Source organism: Pseudomonas fulva NBRC 16637 = DSM 17717 (assembly GCF_000730565.1).
Classification (GTDB): Bacteria; Pseudomonadota; Gammaproteobacteria; order Pseudomonadales; family Pseudomonadaceae; genus Aquipseudomonas; species Aquipseudomonas fulva.
The window spans coordinates 198,588-224,717 of the sequence record NZ_BBIQ01000004.1; the positions used below are offsets into that span (position 1 = coordinate 198,588).

22 protein-coding genes and 1 riboswitch are annotated in these 26,130 nt (G+C 61.1%); of the genes, 5 read left to right on the forward strand and 17 right to left on the reverse strand.

Annotation, left to right across the window (positions count from 1 at the left end; genetic code table 11):
• Positions 1–15: 15 nt before the first annotated feature.
• Entirely contained in the window at positions 16–1,602 is a 1,587-nt protein-coding gene (locus tag PFU01S_RS06470) for an EAL domain-containing protein (RefSeq protein ID WP_027914929.1), read from the reverse strand.
• Positions 1,603–1,897: 295 nt separating this feature from the next.
• Here PFU01S_RS06470 and hppD point away from each other — a divergent pair, with 295 nt between their 5' ends.
• Positions 1,898–2,974, forward strand: coding sequence for a 4-hydroxyphenylpyruvate dioxygenase (hppD, locus tag PFU01S_RS06475; RefSeq protein ID WP_027914930.1), 1,077 nt, complete (start codon positions 1,898–1,900; stop codon positions 2,972–2,974).
• A 15-nt stretch (positions 2,975–2,989) separates the two neighbouring features.
• Here the strand turns inward: hppD and PFU01S_RS06480 are convergent, their stop codons facing one another.
• A complete protein-coding gene (locus tag PFU01S_RS06480) occupies positions 2,990–3,802 on the reverse strand; it encodes a CSS-motif domain-containing protein (RefSeq protein ID WP_028687464.1) in 813 nt (270 codons plus the stop codon).
• A 473-nt stretch (positions 3,803–4,275) separates the two neighbouring features.
• Here PFU01S_RS06480 and PFU01S_RS06485 point away from each other — a divergent pair, with 473 nt between their 5' ends.
• Positions 4,276–6,168: a hybrid sensor histidine kinase/response regulator gene (locus PFU01S_RS06485; protein ID WP_080992871.1), complete on the forward strand. Its 1,893-nt coding sequence runs from the start codon at positions 4,276–4,278 to the stop codon at positions 6,166–6,168.
• Positions 6,169–6,186: 18 nt separating this feature from the next.
• Here PFU01S_RS06485 and PFU01S_RS06490 read toward each other — a convergent pair whose 3' ends face one another.
• The 7 genes from PFU01S_RS06490 to PFU01S_RS06520 all read right to left on the reverse strand — a co-directional run bounded on the left by PFU01S_RS06490 (position 6,187) and on the right by PFU01S_RS06520 (position 15,826).
• Positions 6,187–7,242, reverse strand: coding sequence for a tetratricopeptide repeat protein (locus tag PFU01S_RS06490; RefSeq protein ID WP_028687463.1), 1,056 nt, complete (start codon positions 7,240–7,242; stop codon positions 6,187–6,189).
• Between the two features lie 188 nt (positions 7,243–7,430).
• Positions 7,431–8,846, reverse strand: coding sequence for an efflux transporter outer membrane subunit (locus tag PFU01S_RS06495; RefSeq protein WP_028687462.1), 1,416 nt, complete (start codon positions 8,844–8,846; stop codon positions 7,431–7,433).
• On the reverse strand, positions 8,843–12,022 hold the full coding sequence (locus tag PFU01S_RS06500; RefSeq protein WP_028687461.1) for an efflux RND transporter permease subunit: 3,180 nt from the start codon (positions 12,020–12,022) through the stop codon (positions 8,843–8,845). Before PFU01S_RS06500 ends, PFU01S_RS06495 begins: the two co-directional genes overlap by 4 nt.
• A 12-nt stretch (positions 12,023–12,034) precedes the next feature.
• Positions 12,035–13,276 (reverse strand): multidrug efflux RND transporter periplasmic adaptor subunit MexE, encoded by a 1,242-nt coding sequence (mexE, locus tag PFU01S_RS06505; RefSeq protein WP_027914935.1) that lies wholly within the window; start codon positions 13,274–13,276, stop codon positions 12,035–12,037.
• Positions 13,277–13,451: 175 nt separating this feature from the next.
• Positions 13,452–13,739: a hypothetical protein gene (locus PFU01S_RS06510; protein ID WP_027914936.1), complete on the reverse strand. Its 288-nt coding sequence runs from the start codon at positions 13,737–13,739 to the stop codon at positions 13,452–13,454.
• A gap of 85 nt (positions 13,740–13,824) precedes the next feature.
• Positions 13,825–15,177: a GntP family permease gene (locus PFU01S_RS06515; RefSeq protein WP_027914937.1), complete on the reverse strand. Its 1,353-nt coding sequence runs from the start codon at positions 15,175–15,177 to the stop codon at positions 13,825–13,827.
• A gap of 109 nt (positions 15,178–15,286) precedes the next feature.
• Positions 15,287–15,826: a gluconokinase gene (locus tag PFU01S_RS06520; RefSeq protein ID WP_028687460.1), complete on the reverse strand. Its 540-nt coding sequence runs from the start codon at positions 15,824–15,826 to the stop codon at positions 15,287–15,289.
• 205 nt (positions 15,827–16,031) lie between these two features.
• On the opposite strand from PFU01S_RS06520, the gene gntR reads away from it, so the two are divergent.
• Positions 16,032–17,051 carry an HTH-type transcriptional regulator GntR gene (gene gntR, locus PFU01S_RS06525; protein WP_027914939.1) on the forward strand — a complete coding sequence of 340 codons (1,020 nt, stop codon included), beginning with the start codon at positions 16,032–16,034 and terminating at the stop codon, positions 17,049–17,051.
• A gap of 43 nt (positions 17,052–17,094) precedes the next feature.
• Here gntR and PFU01S_RS06530 read toward each other — a convergent pair whose 3' ends face one another.
• The 8 genes from PFU01S_RS06530 to PFU01S_RS06560 form a co-directional block, all read right to left on the reverse strand.
• Positions 17,095–20,376 (reverse strand): transporter substrate-binding domain-containing protein, encoded by a 3,282-nt coding sequence (locus tag PFU01S_RS06530; protein ID WP_028687459.1) that lies wholly within the window; start codon positions 20,374–20,376, stop codon positions 17,095–17,097.
• A gap of 16 nt (positions 20,377–20,392) precedes the next feature.
• Positions 20,393–21,007, reverse strand: a complete 615-nt coding sequence (locus PFU01S_RS06535; RefSeq protein WP_027914941.1) for a response regulator transcription factor — start codon at positions 21,005–21,007, stop codon at positions 20,393–20,395.
• 220 nt (positions 21,008–21,227) lie between these two features.
• On the reverse strand, positions 21,228–21,470 hold the full coding sequence (locus PFU01S_RS21670; RefSeq protein WP_081783955.1) for a DUF1272 domain-containing protein: 243 nt from the start codon (positions 21,468–21,470) through the stop codon (positions 21,228–21,230).
• A gap of 63 nt (positions 21,471–21,533) precedes the next feature.
• On the reverse strand, positions 21,534–22,280 hold the full coding sequence (gene cobM / locus PFU01S_RS06540) for a precorrin-4 C(11)-methyltransferase (RefSeq protein WP_028687458.1): 747 nt from the start codon (positions 22,278–22,280) through the stop codon (positions 21,534–21,536).
• A 34-nt stretch (positions 22,281–22,314) separates the two neighbouring features.
• Complete coding sequence (locus PFU01S_RS06545; RefSeq protein ID WP_028687457.1) at positions 22,315–22,701, reverse strand: cobalamin biosynthesis protein; 387 nt, start codon at positions 22,699–22,701, stop codon at positions 22,315–22,317.
• Positions 22,698–23,384, reverse strand: a complete 687-nt coding sequence (locus PFU01S_RS06550; protein ID WP_028687456.1) for a CbtA family protein — start codon at positions 23,382–23,384, stop codon at positions 22,698–22,700. The genes PFU01S_RS06545 and PFU01S_RS06550 overlap by 4 nt, the downstream gene beginning before the upstream one ends.
• 10 nt (positions 23,385–23,394) lie before the next feature.
• Positions 23,395–23,586, reverse strand: coding sequence for a CbtB domain-containing protein (locus PFU01S_RS06555; RefSeq protein ID WP_027914945.1), 192 nt, complete (start codon positions 23,584–23,586; stop codon positions 23,395–23,397).
• A gap of 88 nt (positions 23,587–23,674) precedes the next feature.
• A riboswitch (cobalamin riboswitch) is annotated at positions 23,675–23,897 on the reverse strand.
• 44 nt (positions 23,898–23,941) lie between these two features.
• Positions 23,942–24,421 (reverse strand): GNAT family N-acetyltransferase, encoded by a 480-nt coding sequence (locus PFU01S_RS06560; protein ID WP_028687455.1) that lies wholly within the window; start codon positions 24,419–24,421, stop codon positions 23,942–23,944.
• Positions 24,422–24,555: 134 nt separating this feature from the next.
• Here PFU01S_RS06560 and PFU01S_RS06565 point away from each other — a divergent pair, with 134 nt between their 5' ends.
• Entirely contained in the window at positions 24,556–25,179 is a 624-nt protein-coding gene (locus tag PFU01S_RS06565) for a LysE family translocator (protein WP_033736985.1), read from the forward strand.
• A 20-nt stretch (positions 25,180–25,199) separates the two neighbouring features.
• On the forward strand, positions 25,200–26,120 hold the full coding sequence (locus PFU01S_RS06570) for an alpha/beta fold hydrolase (RefSeq protein ID WP_042139243.1): 921 nt from the start codon (positions 25,200–25,202) through the stop codon (positions 26,118–26,120).
• Positions 26,121–26,130: the final 10 nt, after the last annotated feature.

The following is a 26,130-nucleotide window of genomic DNA, read 5'->3' on the forward strand; positions in this document are numbered from 1 at the left end:
AGATGAGCGTTGAGATCAGCCGCGCATGATCTCAGGGGGCGTGCTCTGCGGCAACCGCGAAGCGGCGGGCTGCGCCGCCAGCGCCTGCAGAAACTGAGCGGCAGGCATGGGTTTGGCGTATAGATAACCCTGCTGGAAGTGAACCCCATGTTGTTCGAGGTAATCACGCTGAACCGCCGTTTCGACGCCTTCGGCTACGATGCCAAGACCCAACTTGACCGACAGCTCGATGATGGTTTCGAGAATGGCAACGGACAACGCGTCCCCGCCGATCAAGGCGACGAAGCTCTGGTCGATCTTCAGGTAATCCACCTTGAACTGCCTGAGGTAGTTGAGGCTCGACTGGCCCGTGCCGAAATCGTCGAGGGCGATCATTACGCCGATCTCATGCAACTGCTCGAACAGCTCCAGCGTCGTGGGCGAGGGTTCGAGCAACTTGCGTTCGGTCAACTCCAGGGTGAGGATGACCCGACCGGGTGGGAAGTGGGCCAGGAATGCGCGGCAGTCATCCAGAAGCTCAAGGCTGCGGCAGTGGTCGGCCGTGATGTTGATGCCAATGTGGAACCCGTCCTCCATCAGGGCGACATAGGGCGCCAGGCTGCTCGCCGTATGCTTCATCAGCGAACGGGTCATCGCCACGATCTGACCGCTGTGCTCGGCATAGGGAATGAACAGGTCGGGCCTAACCAGACCTTCACTCGGGTGATTCCAGCGCATCAGCACTTCTGCACCGGCCCAGCGGTAATCCCCTCGACGAACCACAGGCTGGAAGTAGGGCATGAACTCGTCGGCCTCCAATGCCCTGCGCAGCTCGGCACGCGGCGAGGTGGCCCGCCTGATCTGCCAGCGACAGACAACGCCGGCAAGAACGCCCAGCACCGCCAGTAAGCCCAGAAGCGCCAGATAGTGGCTGCGCCAAAGCCGGCTCGACTGGTGCGCCATATAGCCGCCTTCAACGCTGAACGGATAATGTGCAGACGCCATGAACACGGGGGCGCTAACCGCAACCGGTGCCGGCCCCCGGTGAACGATGCCGTCTCGGCCCATCCAGGCGTTTCCCACGCGCAGGTACAGTGCGTGGCCTGCACCCAGCAGACGCAGCGCCATCAGCAGATGATCGCCATCGACCGTGGTGATTGCCGCGCGGTCTTTGTCACTGGCGCGATAGACCAGCAGCGGGTGCCCAGGTGTGACGGAATTGCCGTCCATCAACCACAAGTGCCCATCGACATAGTCGCTGGCTGTTACCGGTTCATCGAACGCCCCGAACAACGAACTGCAGTACAACCGATCCTGATTGACCAGGTTGGTCGAGCGAATGAAGGCGTTGCGGGTCACTTCGCCACGTAACAGCAGCTGCGCCTCGGTACACGGCGTACCCGCCGAGGGTAGCAACGCGATCGCCGTACGCGAGGCGCCGTCGAGGATGCGCTCGACATGCTCGATGACTTGCTCGGCAGTCGCTCGGCTGCCGGCTTGCAGATCACGCTCAATCTGCCAGTTCATAACGGTCAGGCCGCATGCGATAGGGAATGCGCCGACCATCCAGGGCAGCAGGGTTCGCCAGCCGAAGCCTGAGCGCGATTTTCTAGAAAGGGGCATAGTGGCAACTGATCGAAGGAGACGTTACAAAGCATAGCCCTGTGCCCAGGGGTGAGGAACTAATGCGGGACAAAACAAATTACGCTGTGTAGAATCGGTTTACGAAAAAAACAATAAGGCGCCTTTGTTCCGAAGGCGTCACACCTGCTGAGTACGGGTCCTATGACATACCCTGGCTTCAGATTGATCATTGGTGACTTCCTCGCGCGCAGTGTGCGGGGCATTCCGTGCTCCCCGCCGGCGCTGTTCGACATCCCAGGCAAACATTGAATTCGCTGCAGATGAGGACACGCACATGGCTGATATTTTCGACAATCCTATGGGTTTGATGGGCTTTGAGTTCATCGAGCTGGCTTCGCCTACTCCCGGGGTTCTGGAGCCTGTATTCCAGATGTTGGGCTTCACCAAGGTGGCCACCCACCGCTCCAAGGATGTGCACCTGTATCGACAGGGCGACATCAACCTGATCTTGAACAATGAACCCAGAAGCGTAGCTTCGTATTTCGCCGCTGAGCATGGCCCGTCCATTTGCGGCATGGCGTTTCGTGTGCGCAACGCTCACGATGCTTACGCCCGCGCCCTGGAGCTGGGCGCACAGCCCGTCGAGATCGAGACGGGCCCGATGGAACTGCGTCTTCCGGCGATCAAGGGCATCGGCGGTGCCCCGCTTTACCTTATCGACCGTTTTGAAGAAGGTAGCTCGATCTATGACATCGACTTCAACTTCATCGACGGCGTGGATCGCCACCCGACCGGTGCAGGCCTGAAGGTCATCGACCACCTGACCCATAACGTCTATCGCGGGCGCATGGCCTATTGGGCTGGGTTCTACGAGAAGTTGTTCAACTTCCGCGAAATACGCTACTTCGATATCAAGGGGGAATACACAGGTCTGACCTCCAAGGCGATGACTGCGCCCGATGGCATGATCCGGATTCCGCTCAACGAAGAATCGTCCAAGGGTGCGGGGCAGATCGAAGAGTTCCTGATGCAGTTCAATGGCGAAGGCATTCAGCATGTCGCGTTCTCGACCGACGACCTGGTCAAGACCTGGGATGCGCTCAAAGGTCTGGGCATGCGCTTCATGACCCCGCCGCCGCAGACTTACTACGAGATGCTTCCCGAGCGCCTGCCTGATCATGGTGAGCCGGTGGATCAGCTTCAGGCACGTGGCATTTTGCTGGACGGTGCAGCACAAGCCGGGGACAAACGACTGTTGTTGCAGATATTCTCCGAAACGCTGCTGGGGCCGGTGTTCTTCGAGTTTATCCAGCGCAAGGGTGACGACGGATTCGGAGAAGGCAACTTCAAGGCGCTGTTCGAATCCATCGAGCGTGACCAGGTTCGCCGCGGCGTGCTCAGCGTCGAGTAAATACCGGCGGTGCCGTCATGGTCCTGGGCGATCGACGGCACTGTTTCGCTGCCTGCCGCGCATTTTGCTCAACACCATGTAGATCACCGAGCCCGTCATGAGCCCCACCAGCATCAATGAAGGGAGCATCTTGAACACGGCAGTGCGCAGTTCCTGGGCGGCGTAACCCGCGGGATAGCCAGCGACCACCCGGTAAGGGTACTGGGTGGACCCCAGTTCATGGGTGAATTCCGCGACGGAAGGCCTTGTACCGTTCAGGCTATCGCCATCCTTCCAGACAGAGTGCTTGTCAAACTCCAACACCAGCGCGAGTCCGTCCTTGAAAGCGTCAAGTTCAGTGCGCAATTGCACTGGAAAGCTTGTTGCGATCACGCCTTTTTGCTCACCTTGCACGTACATGTTCATCAGCAAGTAACCCTTCGCATCCAGCATCAGGTGGTTGAACGTCAACAGTTGCCCGGTCGAGGCGATTTCAGTCAGCAGCTCATGCGAGTCCGAGGCGGAGCTGCAATAGGCCTTGCCGTCATCAATCACAGCCAGCGACCTGAGCATCGAACGGCTGGTCACCTGGTCGACAAGGGCGCGTCTGATGCTACTGCAAGGCTGACCAGCCAGTGGCAGCGTGCTCATGGCCACCTCTTGTACGCGGTCCAAGGCTTGATCGACGCTGAAAACCGCCTCCCGAACCGACACTTCAGCGTTGTCCGCAAGCTTGGCCTCCTGCTGATAGTTGATGACCAGTAGTCCTGAAAAGACAGGTACCAGACCTACAGCCATCAGCAGTACCAACTCAAGCAGGCTCCGCCCCGCATGCATGAACTTGTCCATCGATCATCGTTCCTCAAGCCTCGCGCTGCCCAGGGTAGGCAGCTGGCTCAAGCCTAGGGCGTTGTCGAAAGCACCACTGTAGGGGGATAGCCGAGAAGGTGTGGGATTTGGTTAGGCTGAACGTAGTTGCCATCCGTATTCATAAGCGGTGCAGCAACAGATGAATGGGCTTGCGCCGGCACATCCGGGGCAGGAGTGTCTGCGTGTCGCGCTGGCCTATGCTAACGTGGCACGGCGCATGGAGCTTGCGTGCAGGCCCATCACTAAGGCCACCGGCTTTCGCTTAACGACGGAGAACCACATTGGTCGGCAAAGAAGGACCTGGAGTCTCAACGAGATCGGTCGCAACTAGACTCTCCAAACGGACACGCCCAAGCGATTTCAAGGAACAAGTAATCCGCTTCGATTGGTCGCATACGCCTCTGGGGGCCTTGCCCCACTGGCCTGCCTGCTTGCGCATCGCAGTCGACACCATGTCTCGCTCGCCGTTTGCGTGTGCTGTGGTGTGGGGCAGTCAACTGACGGTCATACCCAACGACGCCTATGTGGCGCTCAAGGGATCGCCAATCACGTTAGGTGCGCGTTTCGATACGCTGTGGCACGACGACTGGGAAAGTCTGGGCCCGTCTGTGTTCGACGCGCTAGCGGGCCGTTCCAGTTTCATCGAACATCCGCCAGTCCACATCGCTCGCTGCGATCACGCTGACGGCATCTGGTGCGCCTTGGGTTATACCCCCCTGAACGATGAGTTAGGGGAGGTCGCAGGGTTTGTCCATACGATCATCGAAACCACGGCGACCAAGGGGGGCCGTGAGCATTGGCGAAGCCAGGCCATGTCGTTGGAGAGGCAGATTGCATCTCATGCCAGCGAGCTGGAAAGAATCTGGCAGCTGTCAAACGACGCCATGATGACGGTCACCTCCGACCTCAAGCTGCACAATGCCAATCCCACCTGGCTAAGCATTCTCGGATGGGAGCTGGAGCAGGTGCGGCACTTGCCCATCTTGTCCCTGGTCCACCCTGCAGACCTTGCACAGGTCCAGCTAGCGATTGAATCGCTGCTGCGTCGTAACGATACCCATCAGATCGAGACGCGCCTGCGGCACCGTGAAGGCCACTACCACTGGTTTAGATGGCGTGCGCGAGTGGGTGCGAGATTGGTGACCATCGTAGGGCGAGACATCACCGGAACACGCGAAGAGGCCATGCGCCAATCCCGCATGTTGATGCGTAACACCGAGCGCATGGAGGCGGTGGGACAATTGGCCGGCGGCATGGGCAACGAGATGAACAACCTGCTGTCGGGTATTGGGGGTGGGCTTGAGCTACTGCAGCTGCGACTCCAGGAAGGGCGCCTGGAACGTATCGAGGAGTATGTGAAGCTTTCTCGTGATTCGGTACTACGCGCCATGGAACTGACCCATCGCCTGCTCGCCTTTTCTCGTGATCGGCCTTCGGCGCCGAGACCGTTTCACCTCAATCGCCAACTGCGCCTGAGCGAGCCGCTGCTGCTGAGCGCTCTGGGCCCCGAGATGCACATCGACTGGCAACTGGACGTCGCATCCTGGGTCGTAGCCTTGGACATTGCGGCGTTCGAAAACGCATTGCTGTGCCTGTGCGCCAATGCGCGCGAGGCAAGCCTAGGCAAGGGCACCGTGAGGGTTCGCAGCGTCAACGAACGGCTGAGCGTGCCCTTTCCGGATGAAACAGGGTTGCCTGCCGGCGACTATGTGGCCCTGCATATAGCCGATGAAGGTCATGGCATGCCGGCCAGCGACGTGGCCAGGGCTTTCGAACCCTTCTTCACCAGCAAGCCTCCAGGTCGGGGGGCTGGGCTGGGGCTATCAATGGTCTACGGTTTCGTTCGTCAATCGGGTGGCTATGCGTGGATCGAGTCTACGGTGGGCGAGGGGACCAAGGTAAGCATGCTGTTCCCACGCTGCTTTGAGGCCGTTCACGAAACGCTCGCCGGTCGCAAGAGCTCAAGCCGGGTAGGGAGCGGCGAGCGCGTACTGCTGGTCGATGATGAATCGAACCTGCGTACGGTGATGCGCGAATACTTGATTGAATCTGGCTTCGATGTAACCGATGTCGCGGATGCCAACAGTGCTCTGCAGCGCTTTCGCCAGGATGAACCTTTCGAGCTGGTGATTACTGACATCGGGTTGCCCGGCAGCTTCAGTGGCAGGCAAGTGGCCAAGGCCATGCGCATGCTCAAGCCAGACCAGAAGATCCTGTTCATCACGGGCTATGCCTTGCAGGAAATCGACTCCGACGCCACTGAGCAACCCGGAACGGCGCTTCTGCGCAAGCCATTCCAGCTGGCGCAGTTGGCGGAGCAGGCATTGGAGATGATCGACAGCTGACGCAGGGTGGCCGCGAGTCTAAAGGTCTTTCTGCAGGAATGGATCATCAGGGTTCTGGCGCTCGAGTTCGGCGAGCAGCACCTGGACATTCTGCAACTGTCCGGACGCTTTCCAGTACTCGATCAACAGGACTCTGGCTTGCCGATTGGCTGGCGCTCTGCTCAAGATGGCTTCCAGCTGTCTCTGAGCCGCATCCAGCTGTTCAAGGTCATGCAAGGTCGTGGCAAGGGTCAGACGATACTCGGCATTGTCCGGCTCCAGTTCGACCGCCCGCGACAGCGCCAATAGCGCGTATTCCTGCTGGTCGTGACGAATCAGCCAACGGCCGAGCTCATGCTGCAAGAACGCCGAATCGGGTGTCACTGCCAACGCATCGGCCAGCACCTGACGTGCAGCATCGTGCGCCCCTTGGCGCTCGAGCACGGTCACCTTCAACGCCACGGCATCGAGGTTGCTGTTATCGCCCGCCAATGCCCGCTCGATGGCAGCGGCCGCCTTGGCATACTCGTCCTCGTGCAGGTACAGGCGGGCCAGCTGGACCTGTGCATCGACGTCCTGGGGCTGGGCGAGCAGAACCTGCTCCTGCGCCCCAATGGCTTCGTGCAAGGCACGCAGATACAGGCCCATGCTGTCAGCGTCCACGTCCAACAGCGCCCCTACGGCCGCAAAACGAACGCTCTGATCGCTGTCTTCAAGCAGGGGGCCAAGTATCAGGCTCCGCTGAGGCCCAGGCAGCAGGCGGCTGATCGCGGACACGGCGGCGCGACGAACGATGGCATCGGCATGGTCCAGATCTGCCTGGGCCAGCTTGAAGGCTAGCGCAGACGGGTAATTGGGCAGCTCGGCATACAGGGCCGCTCGGCGGATGGCCGGCAGGTCATGGCGCTGAAGCTGTTGGTACAAGACCCGTGCAGCGCCGGGCTGACCGTCATGGGCCTGGCGCAGTGCCTTCACGTAGCTATGCGGGGGCAGTGCTGGCTGATCAGGCTCTACGTCGCGCCACAGATAACCGAACAGCGCTGACAACATCATCAACGCCAGCAGTGCAATCAGGTAGCGGGTACGTCTTGGCATCGGACGGTCCGTGTGTCAGGAGAGGCAAAGCTTGGGCCAGCCTTGGGTTAAATGCAACCGGGCTGGGTACGCCTGTGGCAGGCTTTGCCTGAAAACCGCAGGCCCGAGCAAAAAAAGCCCCGCAGAACTCGATCTGCGGGGCAAACGGCCGGTCCGGGACCAACCAAAGGAGCTTGTTGAGCTGCGGTTCAGTGCGAGCTGGCTACCGTGTCAGGTTGCCAGCCGCCACCGAGTGCCTTGTAAATTGAAACGATTCCCCGATAGAGGTCGACCTCGCCAAGGGCCTGTGCATCCTCCGCACTCAGGCGCTCGCGCTCGGCATCGAGCAGCACCAGGTAATCGACTGACCCCTCGCGGTAGCGGATCGACGCCAGGTCGGCCGCTTTGCGGCTGGCCTCGCTCTGGCGCATCAGCGACAGCAGCCGCTGCTGGATCTTGTCGTAGTCGCTGAACGCATTGGCCGACTCTTCCAACGCCAGCAGTACCTGCTGCTCATAGTTAGCCAGCGCGCCTTGCGCGTCGGCTTTGGCGCCGCGCAGGCGTGCCCTCACGCTGCCCAAGTCAAAGGCCGCCCAAGTAATGCTGGGCCCCAACCCCCAGGCGCCCGCTGCCGAGGAGCCGAGCTGGGAGCCGCGCGCTGCGGTGAAGCCCAGGAAACCGCTCAGGCTCACCCGGGGAAACAGATCTGCCGTCGCCACCCCGACGTTTGCGGTGGCCGCAGCGAGCTGGCGTTCGGCGCTGCGTATGTCGGGGCGTCGGCGCAGCAGTTCACCAGGGTCACCGACAGGCAAGGCCTTGGCGATGGCTGGCAGTGCTTTGGGGGACAGGTCAACGCCGATTGCGTCAGGTCGACGGCCCAGCAAGGTGGCGATGCGATGCCGTGATCTGGCCTGTTGGGCCTGCAACTGCGGCACACTGGCTTCGACCCCTGCCAAGCGCGCGTCGGCCCGTACCACGTCCAGTTCATTACCCACCCCGGCATCGCGCAGCGTTTCAGTGATGGTGCGCGATTGTTGCTGGGTCTTGAGGTTCGCCAAGGCTATGTGTTCACGCAGTTGCGCGCCGCGCAGCTGACCGTAGGCGTCGACCAGCTCGGCGATTAGGCTGACCTGAAGTTGCTGAAGGTCAGCCGCCGCTGCTGCTTCCTGAGCCTGGCTGGCTTCGATCTGGCGCGTAATCCGCCCGAACAGGTCGACTTCCCACGCCATGTCCAGGCCAAGGTCGTAGCGCTCGGCATTGACCCGATGGTCAGTCTGGCCAGGCTCCTGGCCTTTGCCCACTTCACTGCTGGCACGGCTGGTCACGACCGGGAACAGATCGTTTTCGGCATCGTCCCGAATCGCCCTGGCCGACTTGAGTCGTGCGAAAGCGACCCGTAGATCTCGGTTACCTTCCAACGAGGCCTGCACCAGTTGGTTCAGGGTCGGGTCGTCGAACTGTTTCCACCACAGGCTCTCGAAACGGGTGCGGTCATAGGCCTTGGCCTGGGCATCGACGTCCAGCTGAGCTGGGGCAGTAGCCGGCGCGTGGTAATCAGGCCCTACCGCGCAGGCCGCCAGGGCCAGGCTGAGCAGGCTCGGTGTCAGGTGTTTGAACAGGTTCATGCAGGGTTCTCCAGCGGATGGATGCGCTCGGCCTTGCGGGCCTGACGTCGCTCGACAAAACGGCGGATCAGGAAGAAGAACACCGGGGTCAGGAACAGGCCGAACACCGTGACGCCGATCATCCCGGAGAACACCGCCACGCCCATGGCATGACGCATCTCCGAGCCTGCTCCCGAGCTGAACACCAGCGGTACGACACCCATGATGAACGCGATGGACGTCATCAGGATGGGGCGCAAGCGCAGACGGCAGGCTTCCAGCACCGCAGCCAGAGGATCGAGGCCTTTGGCCTGCTCGTCTTTGGCGAACTCCACGATCAGGATGGCGTTCTTGCAGGCAAGCCCGACCAGAACGATGAGCCCGATCTGGGTGAAGATGTTGTTGTCACCACCGGAGACAATGACGCCAGTAATGGCCGAGAGCAGCGTCATCGGCACGATCAGGATCACCGCCAAGGGCAGGCTCCAGCTCTCGTACTGGGCGGCCAGTACCAGGAACGCCAACAACACGCACAACGGGAACACGAACAGCGCAGTGTTGCCCGAGAGGATCTGCTGGTAGGTCAGGTCCGTCCACTCGAAGGTCATGCCGTTGGGCAATTCCTGCTTCAGGAGTTTCTCGATGGCCGCTTCTGCCTGGCCTGAGCTGTACCCAGGCGCCGCTGCGCCATGGATTTCTGCGGTGATGAAGCCGTTGTAGTGCATCACGCGGTCGGGCCCGGAGGTGTCGGTGACCTTGAGGAACGTGGCCAATGGGATCATCTCGCCCCGATTGTTGCGCACCTTCAACTGTCCGATCTGCTCGGCGTTGAGCCGGAACTGCTGCTCGGCCTGCACGTTGACCTGGTAGGTACGTCCGAATCGGTTGAAGTCATTGGTATACAGCGACCCCAGGTACACTTGCAGAGTGTCGAAGATATCGTTGATGGCCACGCCGTGGGTCTTGGCTTTCTCACGATCGATGGCCGCATCGACCTGCGGCACGTTGACCTGGTAGCTGGTGAACAGTCCCGCAAGCTCAGGCACCTCATGGCTCTTGGCAATGATGTTCTGGGTTTCCTTGTACAGCGCTTCGTAACCCAGGTTGCCACGGTCCTCGATCTGCAGGCGGAAGCCACCGATGGTGCCGAGCCCTTGCACGGGCGGCGGTGGGAAGATCGCGATGTAGGCGTCCTGAATGTCGGCGAACTGGGCGTTCAAGGCTGCGGCGATGGCAGCGGCCGACTGGCTGGGGTCCTTGCGCTCGTCGAAGGGCTTGAGAGGCGTGAACACGATGCCGCTGTTGGGGCTGTTGGTGAAGCCATTGATGGACAGGCCCGGGAACGCGACAGAGTCCGCCACGCCCGGTTGCTTGAGGGCAATCTCGCTCATGCGCTTGATCACCGCTTCGGTGCGATCAAGGCTGGCGGCATCCGGCAATTGGGCAAACGCCACCAAGTACTGCTTGTCCTGGGCAGGCACGAAACCGGTCGGCGTGGAGGAGAAGCCCAGATAGGTCAGGCCCATCAAACCGGCATAGACGAACAGGGCGATGCCACTGGAACGGATCACTCGGCGGACACCGCCCACGTAGCGATGGCTGGCGCGGTCGAAGAAGCGGTTGAAGGGCGCAAAAAGCCAGCTACCCAGCAACCTGTCCAACAGCCGCGAGAATTTGTCCCTGGGCGCATGGTGGTCCTTGAGCAGTACCGCCGCCAAGGCAGGGGACAGGGTCAGCGAGTTGAACGCCGAGATCACCGTGGAGATCGCAATGGTCAGGGCAAACTGCTTGTAGAACTGTCCAGTCAGCCCCGAGATGAACGCTGCGGGTACGAACACCGCGCACAGCACCAAGGCGGTGGCGATGATCGGGCCTGTCACCTCGCTCATGGCTTTTTGCGTGGCTTCGAGCGGTTTGAGACCCAGCCCGATGTTGCGCTCGACGTTCTCCACTACCACGATGGCGTCATCGACCACGATGCCGATTGCCAGCACCAACCCGAACAAGGAAAGGGCATTGAGCGAGAAGCCGAACAGGTGCATCACGGCGAAGGTGCCGATCAGCGATACCGGTACGGCCAGTAGCGGAATGATCGATGCACGCCAGGTCTGCAGGAACAGGATGACCACCAGCACCACCAGTACCAATGCTTCGAACAGCGTGTGCACCACCGCCTCGATCGAGCCGCGCACGAACACGGTAGGGTCGTAGACGATGCTGTAGTCCATGCCCTCGGGGAAGTCTTTCTTCAATTCCGCCATCTTGGCGCGTACTTCATCGGAGATGTCGATGGCGTTCGAGCCCGGGCGCTGGAAGATTGGGATGGCCACGGCAGGCTGGTTGTTGAGCAGCGAGCGCAGCGCGTACTGGCTAGAGCCCAGTTCGACACGAGCGATGTCCTTCAGGCGCGTGATCTCACCGTCCGCACCGGCACGGATGATGATGTTCTCGAATTCTTCCTCATTGACCAGGCGGCCCTGGGTGTTGATCGAGAGCTGGAAGCTGGTGGAGCCCGGCGCCGGCGGAGCACCCAGCTGACCCGCGGCCACCTGGCGGTTCTGCTCGCGAATTGCAGTGACCACATCGGTGGCCGTCAGGTTGCGCGAGGCGGTCTTGTTCGGGTCCAGCCAGACGCGCAGGGAGTAGTCGCCCATGCCAAACAGCTGCACATCACCCACACCACCCAACCGTGCCAGCTCGTCCTTGATGTTCAGGATGGCGTAGTTGGACAGGTAGAGCATGTCATAGCGGTTGTCCGGTGAAGTCAGGTGCACGACCATGGTCAGGTCGGGCGACGCCTTGTCCACCGTGATACCGATACGTGTCACTTCCTCGGGCAGCTTGGGCTGCGTGCGGGTCACACGGTTCTGCACCTGCACCTGGGCATTGTCCAGGTCGGTCCCCAGGGCGAAGGTGATGGTCAAGGTCAGCTTGCCATCGGCGGTGGATTGCGAGGACATGTAGAGCATGTTCTCGACCCCGGTAATGGCTTGCTCCAGGGGCGCGGCAACGGTTTCGCCGATGACCTTGGGGTTGGCACCCGGGAAGTTGGCGCGTACCACAACCGTAGGCGGTACGACCTCGGGGTATTCACTGATGGGCAACTGGAACAGCGAAATGGAGCCTGCGATCAGCAGCACCAGTGACAGCACCGCCGCGAAGATGGGCCGTGTGATGAAGAATTTGGAGAAGTTCATCGGTGGGGTTCCTCAACCGCGCGGCGCAGGCGCGCTGGCGCCCTGATTGGTGTTGCCGGCCACTTTGGCCGTGCGGGTGCTCGCCTCCAGAGCCTGACGTTGCTCGGCGAGCGCGGCCAGTGTCTGCTCGCTGGCCATTGGCGCTTCTTCAGGGGTGACCTGGGAGCCTGGACGCACTCGCTGCAGGCCCCTGACCACAATGCGGTCGTCCTTGCCCAGCCCGCTGCGCACGATGCGCAAACCCTCAAGCTTTGGCCCCAACTCGACAGCGCGATAGGCCGCCTTGTTGTCTTTGTCCATGACCAGCACGAACTTCTTGCCAAGGTCGGTGCCCACCGCTTCGTCGTTGATCAGCACCGCATCGTATTGAGCGCTGCCGACCAGCTTCAGGCGTGCATACAGGCCAGGGGTGAATTCACCGCGTTTGTTGTCGAACACGGCCCGGCCACGAATGGTGCCGGTGCGCGGGTTGACCTGGTTGTCGACGAAGTTCATCTGCCCCAGGTGCGGGTTGCCAGTCTCGTTGGTCAGGCCCAGGTAGACCGGGGTGCTTTGCCCGCGCTGGCCTTGGCGGGCCAGCTGTGTGTACTTGAGGTAGACGCGTTCGTCAGCATCGAAATAGGCGTACACCTTGTCAGTGGAGACCACGCTGGTCAGGGGCGTGACATCGGCAGTGACGATGTTGCCGGCGGTGAACTGCGCGCGGCTCACGCGGCCGTTGATAGGGGAGGTGACACGGGTGAAGCTCAGGTTCAAACGTGCCAGGTCAAGTTGGGCCTGGATGGCATCTACGCCGGCGCGTGCTTCGGCCGCAGCACTGTTGCGTGACTCAGCCAGTTCGGCGGAGATGGCGTTACTGTCTCGTAGACGCTCGCCCCGGCGAGCTTCATTGGCGCTTCGGATGGCGCTGGCCTTGGCTTGCTGCAGCTGGGCCTCAAGGCGGCGGACTTCAGCCTGGAAGGGCCGAGGGTCGATCTGGAACAACAGGTCACCCTTGCGTACCTGGGCGCCTTCGGTGAACGCCACTTGGTCGATCTGGCCCGACACACGGGGGCGCACCTCGACGGTTTCCGGCGCTTCCAGGCGCCCGGTGAACTCGTCCCATTCGTTGATCGGCTGTTCGATCACCTTGGCCACGGTGACCTTCGGAGCTGCCGGGGCCTGCGCGGCATCGGGGGTTTTGCTGCAAGCGCCGAGCGCTACCACTGCGAGGGCTGCAAGTGGAACACCGAAAGGTTTGAGTGACTGCTCCATGGAGAACTCCGCCAATATATTAGGAATGGGCGGAGTGTGAGTGTGTTGCGTGCGGGGAACGAATCGAATGGGCTGAAGGTTATTATCATGGTGAATGATATGAACCCATCGGCTATCGCCACCTGGTGATGAAGGAGCCGCTCAGCGGTGGGGCGTCCCCGGCGCCCCCAATGAGTCAGGGCTGGCTTGCACCCTTGCTTGATGCGCCTTCCGAGCCAGTGCCGTCCATGCCCGGTAAATCCTGGTTGTCGTTCTGCTGCGCCGGCGGGCTGTCTGGATCATTGCCCTGTAGCCTTGGATCGGTATCACGGGGCATGGGCTTCTCGATCGGGTTGAGCGTGCTGTCTGCACCCGGCTTGGGTGCCTGGTTGTGCGGGTCATCCGGGTAGGTAGGCCCGGTGCCGGCCGCCAGGGCCAGGGGCGAGGCAAGCAGGGCAAGCAACAGGAAGCTGGGACGATTCATGGCAATCTCCTTTGCAACGGGCAGGGCAGGTTCGTAACCTTTGGCCTTGCCCGGCCGTTCAAAGTGCCAGCACTCCGATCAACGGTCACACCACCAGCGACAGCGCCATGATGAATACAATGCCGACCACCGACAGCAGGGTCTCCATCATGCTCCAAGTCTTGAAGGTCTCGGCCACAGTCATGTTGAAGTACTGCTTGACCAGCCAGAAACCGGCATCGTTGACATGGGACAGGATCAGCGACCCGGCACCGGTCGCCAGCACCAGCAGTTCACGGTTGACCCCAGGCACCAGGTCGATCACAGGTGCCACGATTCCCGCACCGGTAATGGTCGCCACGGTGGCAGAGCCCGTGGCAATTCGAATCACTGCGGCGACCAGCCAGGCCAGCAGAATCGGTGATATCTCGGCCTGTACAGCCATTTGCCCGATCACGTTACCGACACCGGTATCGACCAGCATTTGCTTGAAACCGCCGCCGGCGCCAACGATCAGGACGATGGCAGCCGTGGGCGCGAGGCTGTGATCGAGCATCTTCATGATCTGTTGGCGGTTGAAGCCGCGCGCCGAGCCAAAGGTGTAGAACGCCAGCAGCAAGGCGGCGAGCAGCGCAGTGATGGGGTGCCCGATCAGGTCCATCCATTGGCGCACGATGTGCTCAGCAGGCAATACCACATCGGCGAAGGTCTTGAGCAGCATCAGCACCACCGGCAGCAAGACGGTGATCAAGGTGACGCTGAAGCTCGGCAGGTTGGCCTGGTCCGATTCCTTGGCGATCTGGTCCATCAGCTCCTGTGAAGGGTGCCCAGGGATATAGCGCGAGATGAAGTTGCCGAACAGTGGGCCGGCGATAATGGCCGTGGGCAGGGCCACGATCAGGCCGTAGAAGATGGTCTTGCCGATGTCGGCATGGAAGATGCCGATGGCCAGCAACGGCCCCGGGTGCGGCGGTACCAGGCCGTGCACGACGGACAGACCTGCCAGCAAGGGGATGCCGATCTTGATCAGCGACACTCCGGAGCGCCGCGCGACGATGAAGACCAGTGGGATGAGCAGGACGAAGCCAATCTCGAAGAACAGCGGGATGCCCACCAGAAAGGCAGCAAACATCATGGCCCAGTGCACGTTCTTCTTGCCAAAGGCCCGAATGAGGGTCTGAGCGATCTGATCGGCCCCGCCGGAATCGGCCATCAGCTTGCCCAGCATCGTACCCAGTGCGAGCACGATGCCGACGAACCCGAGCACGCCTCCGAAACCGTCCTGGAACGACTTCATGACCTTGGCTACCGGCATACCAGAGGTCAGGCCGAGGAAGCCGGCAGCCAGGGTGAGGGCAACGAAGGGGTGCACCTTGAAATGAGTGATAAGCAGGATCAGCCCGACGATGGTAACCAGCGCGTCGAGGAGCAGGAAAGTATCAGTAGCCAGTCCGAACATGGTGTATAGGCCTCGGTCTTATCGTTGTTTTTGGCGTAGCTTGTTGGGTAAGTCATTGCATGAATGGGCTAAGACAGCGCTGTCTTGACGGTCCGAAATGCGAGCAGACTCAGGCAGTCTGCGCAACACTGTGCTCGGCGCAGCGCTTGAGCCAGCCGTCGACCGCCTCGGCAAGCGCAACGATCGGCTGAGTGGCGTCCAGCGTCAGGGTGAGCGGTTCATCGTAGGGCGGCTCAAGGGCGGCGAACTGGCTCTGGATGAGGCTGGCCGGCATGAAATGCCCTGGTCGCGCCAGAACCCGTTGCTCAGCTTGGGCAGGGGTGAGCTCAAGAAAGACGAACATCAGCCCAGGCATCGCGCAGCGCAATGTGTCGCGGTAGCTGCGCTTGAGTGCGGAACAGGTGAGAATCGGCCGCATGCCGGCCTCACTCGTCGCTTGCATCTCCTGGCCCAGGCGTACCAGCCAACCGGCACGGTCATCGTCATCCAAGGGAATACCGGCGCTCATCTTGTCGATATTGGCCTGCGGGTGGAACGCGTCACCTTCGATCAGGTGTCCGCCGCTGTAGGCCGCGATGGCAGACGCAATGCAGCTCTTGCCGCACCCGGCCACACCCATGACCACGATGGCGGGCAGTGGAGAATTCATCTGTACCTCCTGCTGGGTGGGACAGCGCTGTCTTAGGCTCGGGCAGCGCGGTCTCCCCAATGTTTATTGATCTTGTGCTTACGCAGTATGGACGCCGTGCGGCAATCACCTGAGAGCAACCGGCAAACAGCCGTTGCCTACGTCCTGAGACAGCGCTACCTTAGAGGCCGTTCCCAGTCCTTGCAAGTAGTAAAATTACAACATTATGGCCCGCATTGGTTCGCGCACAACTGGTCGTCCCACCCTGGCTGAAGTCGCCAGACTGTCCGGGGTTTCCCCCATCACTGCATCCCGGGCCTTGCGCGGCGTCAGTACCGTGGCCCCTGAACTCGCGGCCAAGGTTGTGGCTGCGGCCACCACCCTTGGCTATGTGGCCAATCCCGCCGCCCGCGCGTTGGCATCTGCCCGCAGCCACTCGGTCGTGGTGCTCATACCGTCGCTGTCCAATCAGTTGTTCATCGACACACTGGAAGCCATCCATGATGTGATGCGCCCACGAGGGCTGGAGGTGCTGATCGGCAACTACCACTACGATACCGCCGAGGAAGAAAACCTCATTCGCAATTACCTGGCCTATCAGCCTTGTGGCATGCTGCTGACCGGTTTCGAACGCACCGACGCTTCGCGTCAGATGCTCGCGGCCAGTGGCGTACCCTGCGTGCACATGATGGAACTGGACGGGGAGGCCGACGCGTTGGCGGTGGGCTTTTCCCAACACCAGGCTGGCCGGGCCGCAGCCCAACACCTGATCGAACGCGGTTGCACCCGGCCTGGATTTATTGCAGCACAGCTGGATCCCCGGGTCATGCAGCGGGCTGAGGGCTTTCGGCTAGCGCTGGCCGAAGCTGGATTGCACGCGCCCGAGCGGGAGGTCCTGACCCCGGCCCCGTCCTCGATCGCACTGGGAGGGGAGTTGTTCAGCCGCCTGATCAGGCAAGCCCCCGAGGTGGATGGCATCTTCTTTTGCAACGATGACCTTGCCCAAGGCGCGGTGCTTCAAGCGCTGCGCCAGGGCATCCGTGTCCCGCAGCAGGTGGCCATGGTCGGCTTCAACGATCTGCCGGCTTCGGCGCACATGGTGCCCAGGCTTACTTCCATTCGCACGCCAAGGGCTGCGGTGGGACGTGTCGCCGCCCAGGCGTTGTTGACGCTGCTCGATGGCAAAGCCGTGACGCCAGCCCGGCAGGACCTGGGGTTTGAGTTGATGGTGCGAGAAAGCTCCTGAGGTTTCACGCGCACCGGTTTTACGCGCACCTGGTGCGAGTGACTCAATTCGGCTCTGATGGTCTGGGCATGGCTTCCAAGGTAGCGATCAGGTCTTTGTGCAGTGTTTGCAGGGTGTCCTGGAGTACCCGACACAAGTTGTCTACAGGATCACCTGCTACAAGCGCCTGCTCGAGTGCTTCGCAGTCGGCGACCAAGTGACGTACCTTAAGCATCTTGGCCCCACCCTTGATGCGGTGAACCAATGCCTTGAGCGTCCCGTCCGGCGGCTGCCCATCCAGGGTGCGCAGCGTTGAAAGGTCTTCGGCCACGCTTTGCGACAATTGCTCGATCAGATGCCTGATCAAATCGTCGTCGTCGCGGGTCAAGTGACGCAGCTCGGCCAGGTTCAAGCCGCCGGGCCGGGCAGGTGCAGGGGCTGCTGGTGGCTTGCGAGCCGCCTGCGGCAGGTGTGCCTTGAGGCCATGCAGGCCGATAGGCTTGAACAGGCAGTCATCCATCCCGCTCGCCAGGCATCGCTCCCGCTCTTCGGCCTGGGCATTGGCGGTTACCCCCAGAATCGTCGCGGGCGACAGTCCTTGCTGGCGTTCTTGAGCACGGATACAGCAGGCCAGCTCATGACCGTCCATCACAGGCATGCTGCAGTCGGTGATCACCACGTCAAAGCGCGTTTCTCGCCACAGCTGCAACGCGATTTCGCCGTTCTGCGCCTGGGTCACCTGATGGCCCAAGGCGCGCAACTGACGTTCAAGCAACAGCAGATTGGCCGGGTAGTCGTCCACGACCAGGATGTGCAACGGGCAAGCATCAAGGCCCGTGGTTGGGTCCTGCCCGTCAGAAATGATCTGGGGCGTACACTGGGGCAGGGCCATGAGGATCTGGACCCTGGTACCCACTCCCTCCACACTCTGCAGTGTCAGCGTACCGCCCATGAGCTCGGCCAGGGCACGGCTGATGACCAGGCCCAGCCCAGTGCCCTGGCGCGCACGGGGCCCGTCGACCTGTACGAATGCATTGAACAGGCGTGCCTGGTCCGCAGGGCTTATGCCGATACCCGAATCGCGCACACAGAGCTCGACGCGCTGGAGTTCGCCCTGTACCGAGGTGCGCATCGCGGTGTGGACTTCACCACGGTCGGTGAACTTGATCGCATTGCTGATCAGGTTCGACAGCACCTGCTTCAGGCGCGCAGCATCTACCTGGACCCAGACCGGTTCGGTGGGTAGGTCACAGGCGAGCTCAAGGCCCTTGAACCTCGCATTGCCTTCGAACACGCGAAGGGTAGCGCGCACCAGGTCCACCAGGTCGGTGGGGATCGGCTGCAAACTGATGTGGCCTGACTCGATCCTGGAAATATCGAGAATATCGCCTATCAACCCTAGCAGCCCCAGTGCCGACTCATGGGCTGTCTCGAGCATGTGGGTATCGCATCGACCGGCGCGACTGTCCTCGAGCGCCAGTTCCAACAAGCCGAGCACGGCGTTCATGGGGGTGCGTATCTCATGGCTCATGGTGGCCAGGAACGTGCTTTTCATGAGGCTGGCCTGCTCGGCTTCATCCTTGGCATGGCGAAGTTGCTCCAGCAAGCCTCGGCTCAGCGCCAGTTGTGTCTGCAGGGCGCGCTCGGCTTCGACCCGCTTCTGGATCAGTTTGCGCAGGTAGCTGTTCCAGAAGACGACACCTGCGATCAGCAACGCGGCAATCACCAGTACCTGGAGCGCCAGTTCTCGGTAGTTGCGCCATGGGCTGTCGCTGACCACGGTGCTCGTCCTCCAGCGATTGATCAGTTGCTCAAGTTCTTCGGGCGCTATACTCAGCAATGCTTTGTCCAGGATCGATTGTAGTTGGGGTTGATCGGCCGCGACGGCAAACGCCGCAACGGCTGGGTCTTCGTCAAGGATGCTCGCGATCTGAAGGCGGTTCTTGAAGACGTGACTGATGTAATAGGCCGCGTTGATATGGCTACTCAACGCGGCATCAGCGCTGCGATTGACCACAGCCTCCATCAGGTCCAGCGGGTTGTCGACTTCGACAAGCCGCGCGCGGGGGTAGCGCTGCTGGAGCATGGCGCGTTGCGGAGAATTGCGAATAAATGCGATTCGTTGCGGTTCAAAGCGCTTGATGCCGGCTTGCGAAGGGTTATCGACGCGGGTAACGAGCACGCGCGGGCTGATCAGGTAGGGCCGTGTGTAGCGCACTTGTTTGGACCGTTCAGCGCCGTAACCCAATGCGCCGATCATCAGTGCGTCGCGCTGGCCCAGACGGTCGATCATGGACTGGGCAGACTCGGCTTGCCTGGTATGAAAATGCAGCCCGGTCCTTAGGGTAATTTGTTTAAGCAGGTCCAGGGTTATGCCACTGGGTCGCTGCTGATCATCGTAGAACGTCAAGGGTGCCAAGGCCGGATTGATCAACACGTCTACCACCGGGTGAGCCTTGATCCAGGCTTGCTCCTCATCTGTCAGTACACTCAGGTGGCGCTGCAACAAAAGACTGGTATTGCTGTTGCTCCAGCGCTTGAGGATGGCCAGGCGCTCGCTTTCCCCAATCCGGCGCAGTGCCTTGTCGAGCAGTTGACGCAGCGCATCGTTATCGCGTGCCACTGCAAAGGCAAACGCTTCTGGGACGATGGGTGAGAAGTGATCGATCCGCAGGGCACCTCTGAAGGTCTTGCCGATCAGATAGTCTGTGCTGATTGCATCGCCCAGGTAGGCATCGGCTTCGCCCATAGCCACAGCGGCAAGGCCAGCCTGGGTGGAGCGATACAAAACCAGCTGCGCTGCCGGGTAAAGGGCGCGGGCACGATTGGCGGGTAGATAATGGTCAACCATGGCCAGACGCAGCCCTGCAAGATCGTGGGCCGGTGCAAGACGCTGGCCTTCGCGCGTGACGATCACCGGCAGGTCATCGGCATACGATGTACTCAGACTCAACCCAGCGTCTGCAGCCTCAAAGCTGTTGGAGCTGCCCAGTACGTCCACACGTCCTTCATGCAGCGCCTCAATGGCCTGATAACGGCTATCGAAACGCTTTACTTCGACGGCTATACCCAACAACTCAGCGATGATGCCGACGTAATCCGCTGTCAGACCTTCGTAGTCACTGGGACTTACGTTGATATCAAATGGTGGATAGTCCGGCCGTGAGGTGCCCAGCACCAGGCGCTTGCGAGCGTCCAGCCACTGGCGCTCGGCCGTTTGCAGATTCAAGGGCTGCGTGGCGCTCACCGAACGGGCCAGCAAACTGCGCGTCTCGCTCGCCAGCGACTGCGCGACAGGCCCTGCCAGTACCATCAGCAGGAGGGTACTGGCCAGCAAACGTTTAATCGTCATGCACCGCTCATCAGTAGACGTGGTTGCGCTTGGCCAGGTCCACCATTTCCACCAGCGACTCGGTCTTGAGCTTATCCATGATCCGGCCACGGTAGGTGCTGATGGTCTTGGCGCTGAGGTTCATGCTACTGCCGATGTTCTTGTTGCTTTCTCCACGGGCCAGACGCCTGAGAACCTCCATTTCGCGGTTGGAAAGGCTCGCCAGGCGCATGGGCTCGCTTTCGAGCGAATTGCTGTTGACCGACATCTGCGGGAACGTCGAATAGCCTTTTACCAGGGCCTTGAGCGCGAACAGCAAGGCGTCGTGATCTTCATCCTTGGTCACGAATGCGCCGATGCCTGCGTCCAGACAGCGGCGTACATACAAGTCGGTCGCCTGGCCAGTGAGCACCATGATCTTGGGCACCTGATCGAGTGATTGCAGGCGCTTGATAACTTCCATTCCGTCCAGCCCAGGCAAACCGATGTCGAGAATCACCACGTCCGGTTTGAGCTCGCGTGCCATTTGCGCGACTTCACTGCCATTGCCCACTTCTGCAACGACATTGAAACGTTCATGTTCGAGCAGCATGCGCAGGGACATACGGACGACGGGGTGGTCGTCCACGATCAGCACATTGGTCATTGGGAAAACTCCTGTTCAGATATGGTCCGCTTCCTGGGACACTCAGGAATACTTCTGTAAGCGGGTTAGTCAGAAGCGCAGCAAGATACGACCATTACCGAACTTTGATAATGCCGAGTATAGAAGTGTTGAATAACCTTGAAGGAGCCGATGAAAAATCCTACAAAAAGGCGGGCGGTTCAGCAGCTTGTGGCCTCGCGTTGGCTGCCGAACCGTATGATCAGGTACAGGCAGTGTGTACTTTGTTTACGCGCAGTGAAGATGCAGGGTGTTCAGCCAACGATTTGCCCACGCGCGCGGGACGAATCGAAAGAACGCCCTGGCAGTTGGGGCATCGACCATGCAAGCGTCCCTGCGCACACCCTCGGCAAAACGTGCATTCGAAGGAGCAGATGAAGGCATCGAGGCTGTCACCGGGCAGGTCGGCATCGCAACACTCGCAGTTGGGGCGTAATTCCAGCATAGGCGTGGTTCCTGTCGGGAGGGTCTGGAGGCAGTGTGCTCCGGGCTGGAACTGGCTCGCAAGCTAGGCGCGGTACAGGTGCGCATGTCCGGCACGGTAAAGGGCCGATTCGGCGAACGGCGTGTCACCCAGCACTCGGCCCACCACAATCAACGCGGTGCGGCGATAACCTTTGAGGGCGGCGCGCTCGACGATGTCGTCCAGTGTGCCTCGCACCCAGTCCTGGTCCGGCCAGGTGGCGCGGTAAACCACGGCAATGGGGCAGTCGCCACCGTAGTGAGGCCGCAGCTGCTCAACGATGCGTGCCAGGTGCTTGACCCCCAGGTGAATGGCTAGCGTCGTGGCATGGCGCGCAAGCGCCTCCAACTGCTCGCCGGCTGGCATGGGCGAGCTGTCTGCGAAGCGAGTAAGGATCACGCTCTGAGCGACGTCGGGCAAGGTCAGTTCGCATCCCAGCAACGCGGCGCTCGCAGCCACGGCGGTGACGCCCGGCACAATCTGATAATCAATGCCAAGACGCTGTAGGTGGCGGATCTGCTCACCGATAGCGCCATAAAGACTCGGATCACCGCTGTGCACGCGTGCGACATCCTTGCCCTGGGCATGGGCGCACGCAATGGCGTCGATGATCTGCTCAAGATGCAGTTCTGCGCTGTTGATCAGGGTGTCGGCGCAGTGACCTTCCAGAACGGCAAGAGGGACCAGGGAACCGGCATAAATGATGACAGGGCAGGTGCGAATCAGGCGCTGCCCCTTGACCGTGATCAGCTCGGGGTCGCCGGGGCCGGCGCCGATGAAATAAACCGTCATGGTATTCCTGAATGATTGACAAGGGTGAGCGGGATCAATGAGCGATGGCGAGGGTCGCAGGGCCCAGGGTTTGACGCGTGATCAGAAGCTTCGTTTCGCCATTGTACTGGTCGGCCATTGCCAGTGCTGCACTCTCTGCCACGCCCCAGCACCCGCTGTGCGCAAAAGCGACGGCTGAGCGGTGGCTCAGATGCGCTTCGAAGCGATTCAAGTGCGATGCAGGGTAGAACAACAGAGGCAGCGCCAGATGGCTCGCCAATGCATGCAGCCCCGGCTCGTGCGCCTTGAGATCGATGCTGGCGATACCGTGAAGGTACGCAGCGTCCAGGCCCCGCTGAGCGAGGCCTTGTTCGAGCAAGGTCAACAACCTGTCCATCGGGCAACCACCACGGCAGCCAAACCCTGCATAGAACGGCTTCACACCGAGCGGCTGAAGCGACGATACAGGCCTGCGCTGATCAGGCCAAGGGCGAGCCAGAATGCTGCATTGGTAAGCCAGGACGCCACCTGGAACTGGGTCTCCAGGGCTGCTGGAGCCAAACTCTGGTGCACTTCAGGCTGAGGGGCGCCTATGACGTGCGGCAACACCAGGACAATGACGCCCAACACCTTCAATGCCCAATGGCGGGCGAATACCAGCAGTGCCAGGCCTACGGCCGTGGCACCCGCAGCGCCAGCCCACCAAACCTGGCGCTGCGCCAGGTCAGCCGCCGCGGTTCCCGGGAGCTCCGGCGGCAATCCGAGCGTGGGCGCCAGACAGAACACGGCGAAACCAGCAAGGCCCCAGGCAGCACCGCTGGCCGTGGTGCGCGGTTGGCGCAGGCTGTACAAGCCAGCCAGTATCAAGGCGAACCCCACCGCCACCACCAGGTTGCCGCCGGTGGTCGAGAGCGTGCGCTGCCAGCCCTCTTCAGGCGACCAGGCCTCGTCACTGTGCTCATGGGCGGCCTCGGTACCTTGGGCATGCGAATGTGCCGGCGCCGACGCCTCGTATGTCTCCGCTTGCAGGATCAACGGGCTGACCCACAAACTTTGCAGTACGGTCAGCAACAGTGCCGCCAGCAGTCCGCTGAAGCCCGCCGTACGGGCGATGTGCGTGATCATGGGCGGCAACTCAGTGGCAGGGGAAGGCGGCGCTGTGACGGGTGTCATGCGCAGCATTATGAACGGCTTCGATGTGCGAGAAGCCGGCAAAGTAAACCAGGCACAGGCCCAGCAGGCCGGCGCTTGCAGCCACGACAATGCGTTGACTGAGGGATACGGGTGCAACGATGCTGCTAACGTGCGGGCGGGTAGTGACGGGCATTGGCGCCTTCCTCTGCGTGTAGGCGACGGGCAGGCGCGGCAGCTGCGGGCGATACCCGCAGGAATGCGACAGCGCCCGCCCACCGCGGGGTGTTGATGAACGTCAGGCCGGTCTCCGGGCTTGCGAGGAGGAGGGTATCTCCTGGGCAGCGTCACCTTCCCATGCCGTATCTGGCGGCACAGTGGTAAAGACGCCTCACTCGCTTACCGTTGCGGGGGCAGCACCGGAATAGTCCAGGCCTGTAAGGCAAGCCTGCGACGCACCGATTTCCCGTTTCACCCTCTAGGGGCACCTGACGCAATGCGATAGAAAAGCACGCGGGCCGCGTTGCGTCAAATGCACAGGCTACGCTCGATCATTGCTGGGCGAAGGCAATCAGCCGCTCGCCATCGAGCCGATAACGCAGCCACTCCGTTTGTGGTTGCGCCCCCAGTGCGTCATAGAACCCGATGGCCGGCTCGTTCCAATCCAGCACACTCCATTCAAGGCGACCGCAGCCTTTGGCAACTGCCTGCTTGGCAATGTACCTGAGCAACTGGCGCCCGGCGCCATCGCCACGGTCGTTGGGCGAGATGTAAAGGTCTTCCAGGTAGATGCCATTGCGCCCGAGCCAGGTCGAGTAACTGTAGAAGTAGATGGCAAAACCAATCGCACGGCCTTCACGTTCGGCCATCAGGCAATGAACGGTGCTGTCGGCGTCGAACAGGCTGCGCTCGATGTCCTGGGTAGTGGCCAGTACCTCTTCTCGGGCGCGTTCGTACTCGGCCAATTCAGTAATGAAGTCCAGAATTTGTTGGGCATCGGTGCGTAGGGCAGGGCGAATTACAAGACTCATCGAGCGCTTATCCTTTGTCGGCTGCGAGTGATACAGCTATGTGTATCTGCAAAATTCTCTATATCTGTACTGCTAGGGGGCAAAGGGCTATGGGCTAGTGTGAACCCTTTCCTGAACCCAGTGGAATACCCGTCATGTTCGCCTCGCTCGACCTCTTGATCGCCTTCGTGCTGTTCGCTTTCGTTTCTTCCATCACCCCCGGGCCCAACAACACCATGCTGTTGGCTTCGGGCGTGAATTTCGGTGTGCGCCGCTCGGTGCCACACGCGCTGGGCGTCAGCGTCGGGTTCATGGTCATGGTCCTTGCCGTCGGCTTGGGTCTGGGAGAGGTCTTCAAGGCCTGGCCTGTGCTCTATACCGTGTTGCGCTATGCCGGAGCGGCCTATCTGCTGTACCTGGCCTGGAAAATTGCCACCTCAGGGCCGGTTGGCACCGCCTCTACGGCAGAGCCAAAGCCGATTGGCTTTTGGGCCGCGGCTGCCTTCCAATGGGTCAACCCAAAGGCTTGGGTGATGGCCATAGGTGCGATAACGACCTACACCCCAGCGCAAGGCTACGTTGCCAACGTGGTGGTCATCGCCGCCGTGTTTGCCTTGGTGAACTTGCCCAGCGTCGGTGTGTGGGTCATGTTCGGCAGTGCCCTTCGTGGCCTGCTGCAAAACCCACGCTGGCTGATGCTGTTCAATGTCCTGATGGCTGCACTGCTGGTCGTTTCGCTCTACCCGCTGCTGTTTGTAGAATCTACGTTCCACCCTTGAGGCAGAAGGCAGCGCCCACCATGCAACTGACACCGTGGTCCCACGATTGTAGCGAAGGGTTCACCCTGCGCGGCTGGCGCAGCGAGCCTACAGGGCGGCCCCTGCTGCACTTTCTGCACGGCAACGGGTTTTGCTCGCTCGCCTACCAACCGCTGCTGATGCAACTGGGACAACACTTCGATCTCTGGCTCAGCGACGTTCAGGGGCACGGAGACAGTGACCACGCAGGCCCGTTCCGTGGCTGGAATCGCACGGCAGCGCTGGCGGCTGAAGCTTTCAGCGCGCATGTGGCTGAGTACGCAGACGTACCCCGCCTTGCCATCGGCCACAGCTTCGGCGGGGTGCTCACCGGGTTGTTGCTGGCCAGTGAGCCGCAGTTGTTCGAGCGCGCTGTGCTGCTCGACCCGGTGATTTTCAGTAGGCGCATGCTGTTTTCGATGAAGCTGGCCGCCTGCTTCGGGCTGAACCGGCACCATGCGCTGGCGCGCAAAACGGCCGGCAGGCGCAGCACCTGGCCCGACCGCCACTCAGCCATGATTTCCCTGCAAGGGCGGGGCATCTTCAAAGGCTGGAGCGACGCGGCATTGCAGGCCTATGTGTCGCATGCGATCGCCGAAGGCGAGGGCGACGTGCTGCTCAAGTGTCGCCCAATCCGCGAAGTGGACATCTTCAGTACCTATCCGTCCCACCTGTGGTCAAGCCTGTCGCGTATCGGCGTGTCGACGCGTGTGCTGTACGGCAGCCAGACCTACCCTTATGTGCGGGCCTCGGCGTTACGGCTGGCAGCGCTCAACCCTCATGTCAGTGTTCGGGAGGTGGGCGGCGGACACTGTTTCATGCAGGAATACCCTGAGGCTGCGGCGCAGGAGGTGCTGGCTTTCCTTCGACCCAGCGTCCTACCGGTAGAACAGGCTGGACCGTTTCAGGTAGCTAGCCCGTGAATCGATGCAA

Excerpts from the sequence above, each read along its gene's own strand:
- PFU01S_RS06470 (WP_027914929.1), bottom strand. The coding sequence starts at position 1,602 with ATGCCCCTTTCTAGAAAATCGCGCTCAGGCTTCGGCTGGCGAACCCTG.
- hppD (WP_027914930.1), top strand. The coding sequence starts at position 1,898 with ATGGCTGATATTTTCGACAATCCTATGGGTTTGATGGGCTTTGAGTTC.
- PFU01S_RS06480 (WP_028687464.1), bottom strand. The coding sequence starts at position 3,802 with ATGGACAAGTTCATGCATGCGGGGCGGAGCCTGCTTGAGTTGGTACTG.
- PFU01S_RS06485 (WP_080992871.1), top strand. The coding sequence starts at position 4,276 with ATGTCTCGCTCGCCGTTTGCGTGTGCTGTGGTGTGGGGCAGTCAACTG.
- PFU01S_RS06490 (WP_028687463.1), bottom strand. The coding sequence starts at position 7,242 with ATGCCAAGACGTACCCGCTACCTGATTGCACTGCTGGCGTTGATGATG.
- PFU01S_RS06495 (WP_028687462.1), bottom strand. The coding sequence starts at position 8,846 with ATGAACCTGTTCAAACACCTGACACCGAGCCTGCTCAGCCTGGCCCTG.
- PFU01S_RS06500 (WP_028687461.1), bottom strand. The coding sequence starts at position 12,022 with ATGAACTTCTCCAAATTCTTCATCACACGGCCCATCTTCGCGGCGGTG.
- mexE (WP_027914935.1), bottom strand. The coding sequence starts at position 13,276 with ATGGAGCAGTCACTCAAACCTTTCGGTGTTCCACTTGCAGCCCTCGCA.
- PFU01S_RS06510 (WP_027914936.1), bottom strand. The coding sequence starts at position 13,739 with ATGAATCGTCCCAGCTTCCTGTTGCTTGCCCTGCTTGCCTCGCCCCTG.
- PFU01S_RS06515 (WP_027914937.1), bottom strand. The coding sequence starts at position 15,177 with ATGTTCGGACTGGCTACTGATACTTTCCTGCTCCTCGACGCGCTGGTT.
- PFU01S_RS06520 (WP_028687460.1), bottom strand. The coding sequence starts at position 15,826 with ATGAATTCTCCACTGCCCGCCATCGTGGTCATGGGTGTGGCCGGGTGC.
- gntR (WP_027914939.1), top strand. The coding sequence starts at position 16,032 with ATGGCCCGCATTGGTTCGCGCACAACTGGTCGTCCCACCCTGGCTGAA.
- PFU01S_RS06535 (WP_027914941.1), bottom strand. The coding sequence starts at position 21,007 with ATGACCAATGTGCTGATCGTGGACGACCACCCCGTCGTCCGTATGTCC.
- PFU01S_RS21670 (WP_081783955.1), bottom strand. The coding sequence starts at position 21,470 with ATGCTGGAATTACGCCCCAACTGCGAGTGTTGCGATGCCGACCTGCCC.
- cobM (WP_028687458.1), bottom strand. The coding sequence starts at position 22,280 with ATGACGGTTTATTTCATCGGCGCCGGCCCCGGCGACCCCGAGCTGATC.
- PFU01S_RS06550 (WP_028687456.1), bottom strand. The coding sequence starts at position 23,384 with ATGATCACGCACATCGCCCGTACGGCGGGCTTCAGCGGACTGCTGGCG.
- PFU01S_RS06555 (WP_027914945.1), bottom strand. The coding sequence starts at position 23,586 with ATGCCCGTCACTACCCGCCCGCACGTTAGCAGCATCGTTGCACCCGTA.
- PFU01S_RS06560 (WP_028687455.1), bottom strand. The coding sequence starts at position 24,421 with ATGAGTCTTGTAATTCGCCCTGCCCTACGCACCGATGCCCAACAAATT.
- PFU01S_RS06565 (WP_033736985.1), top strand. The coding sequence starts at position 24,556 with ATGTTCGCCTCGCTCGACCTCTTGATCGCCTTCGTGCTGTTCGCTTTC.
- PFU01S_RS06570 (WP_042139243.1), top strand. The coding sequence starts at position 25,200 with ATGCAACTGACACCGTGGTCCCACGATTGTAGCGAAGGGTTCACCCTG.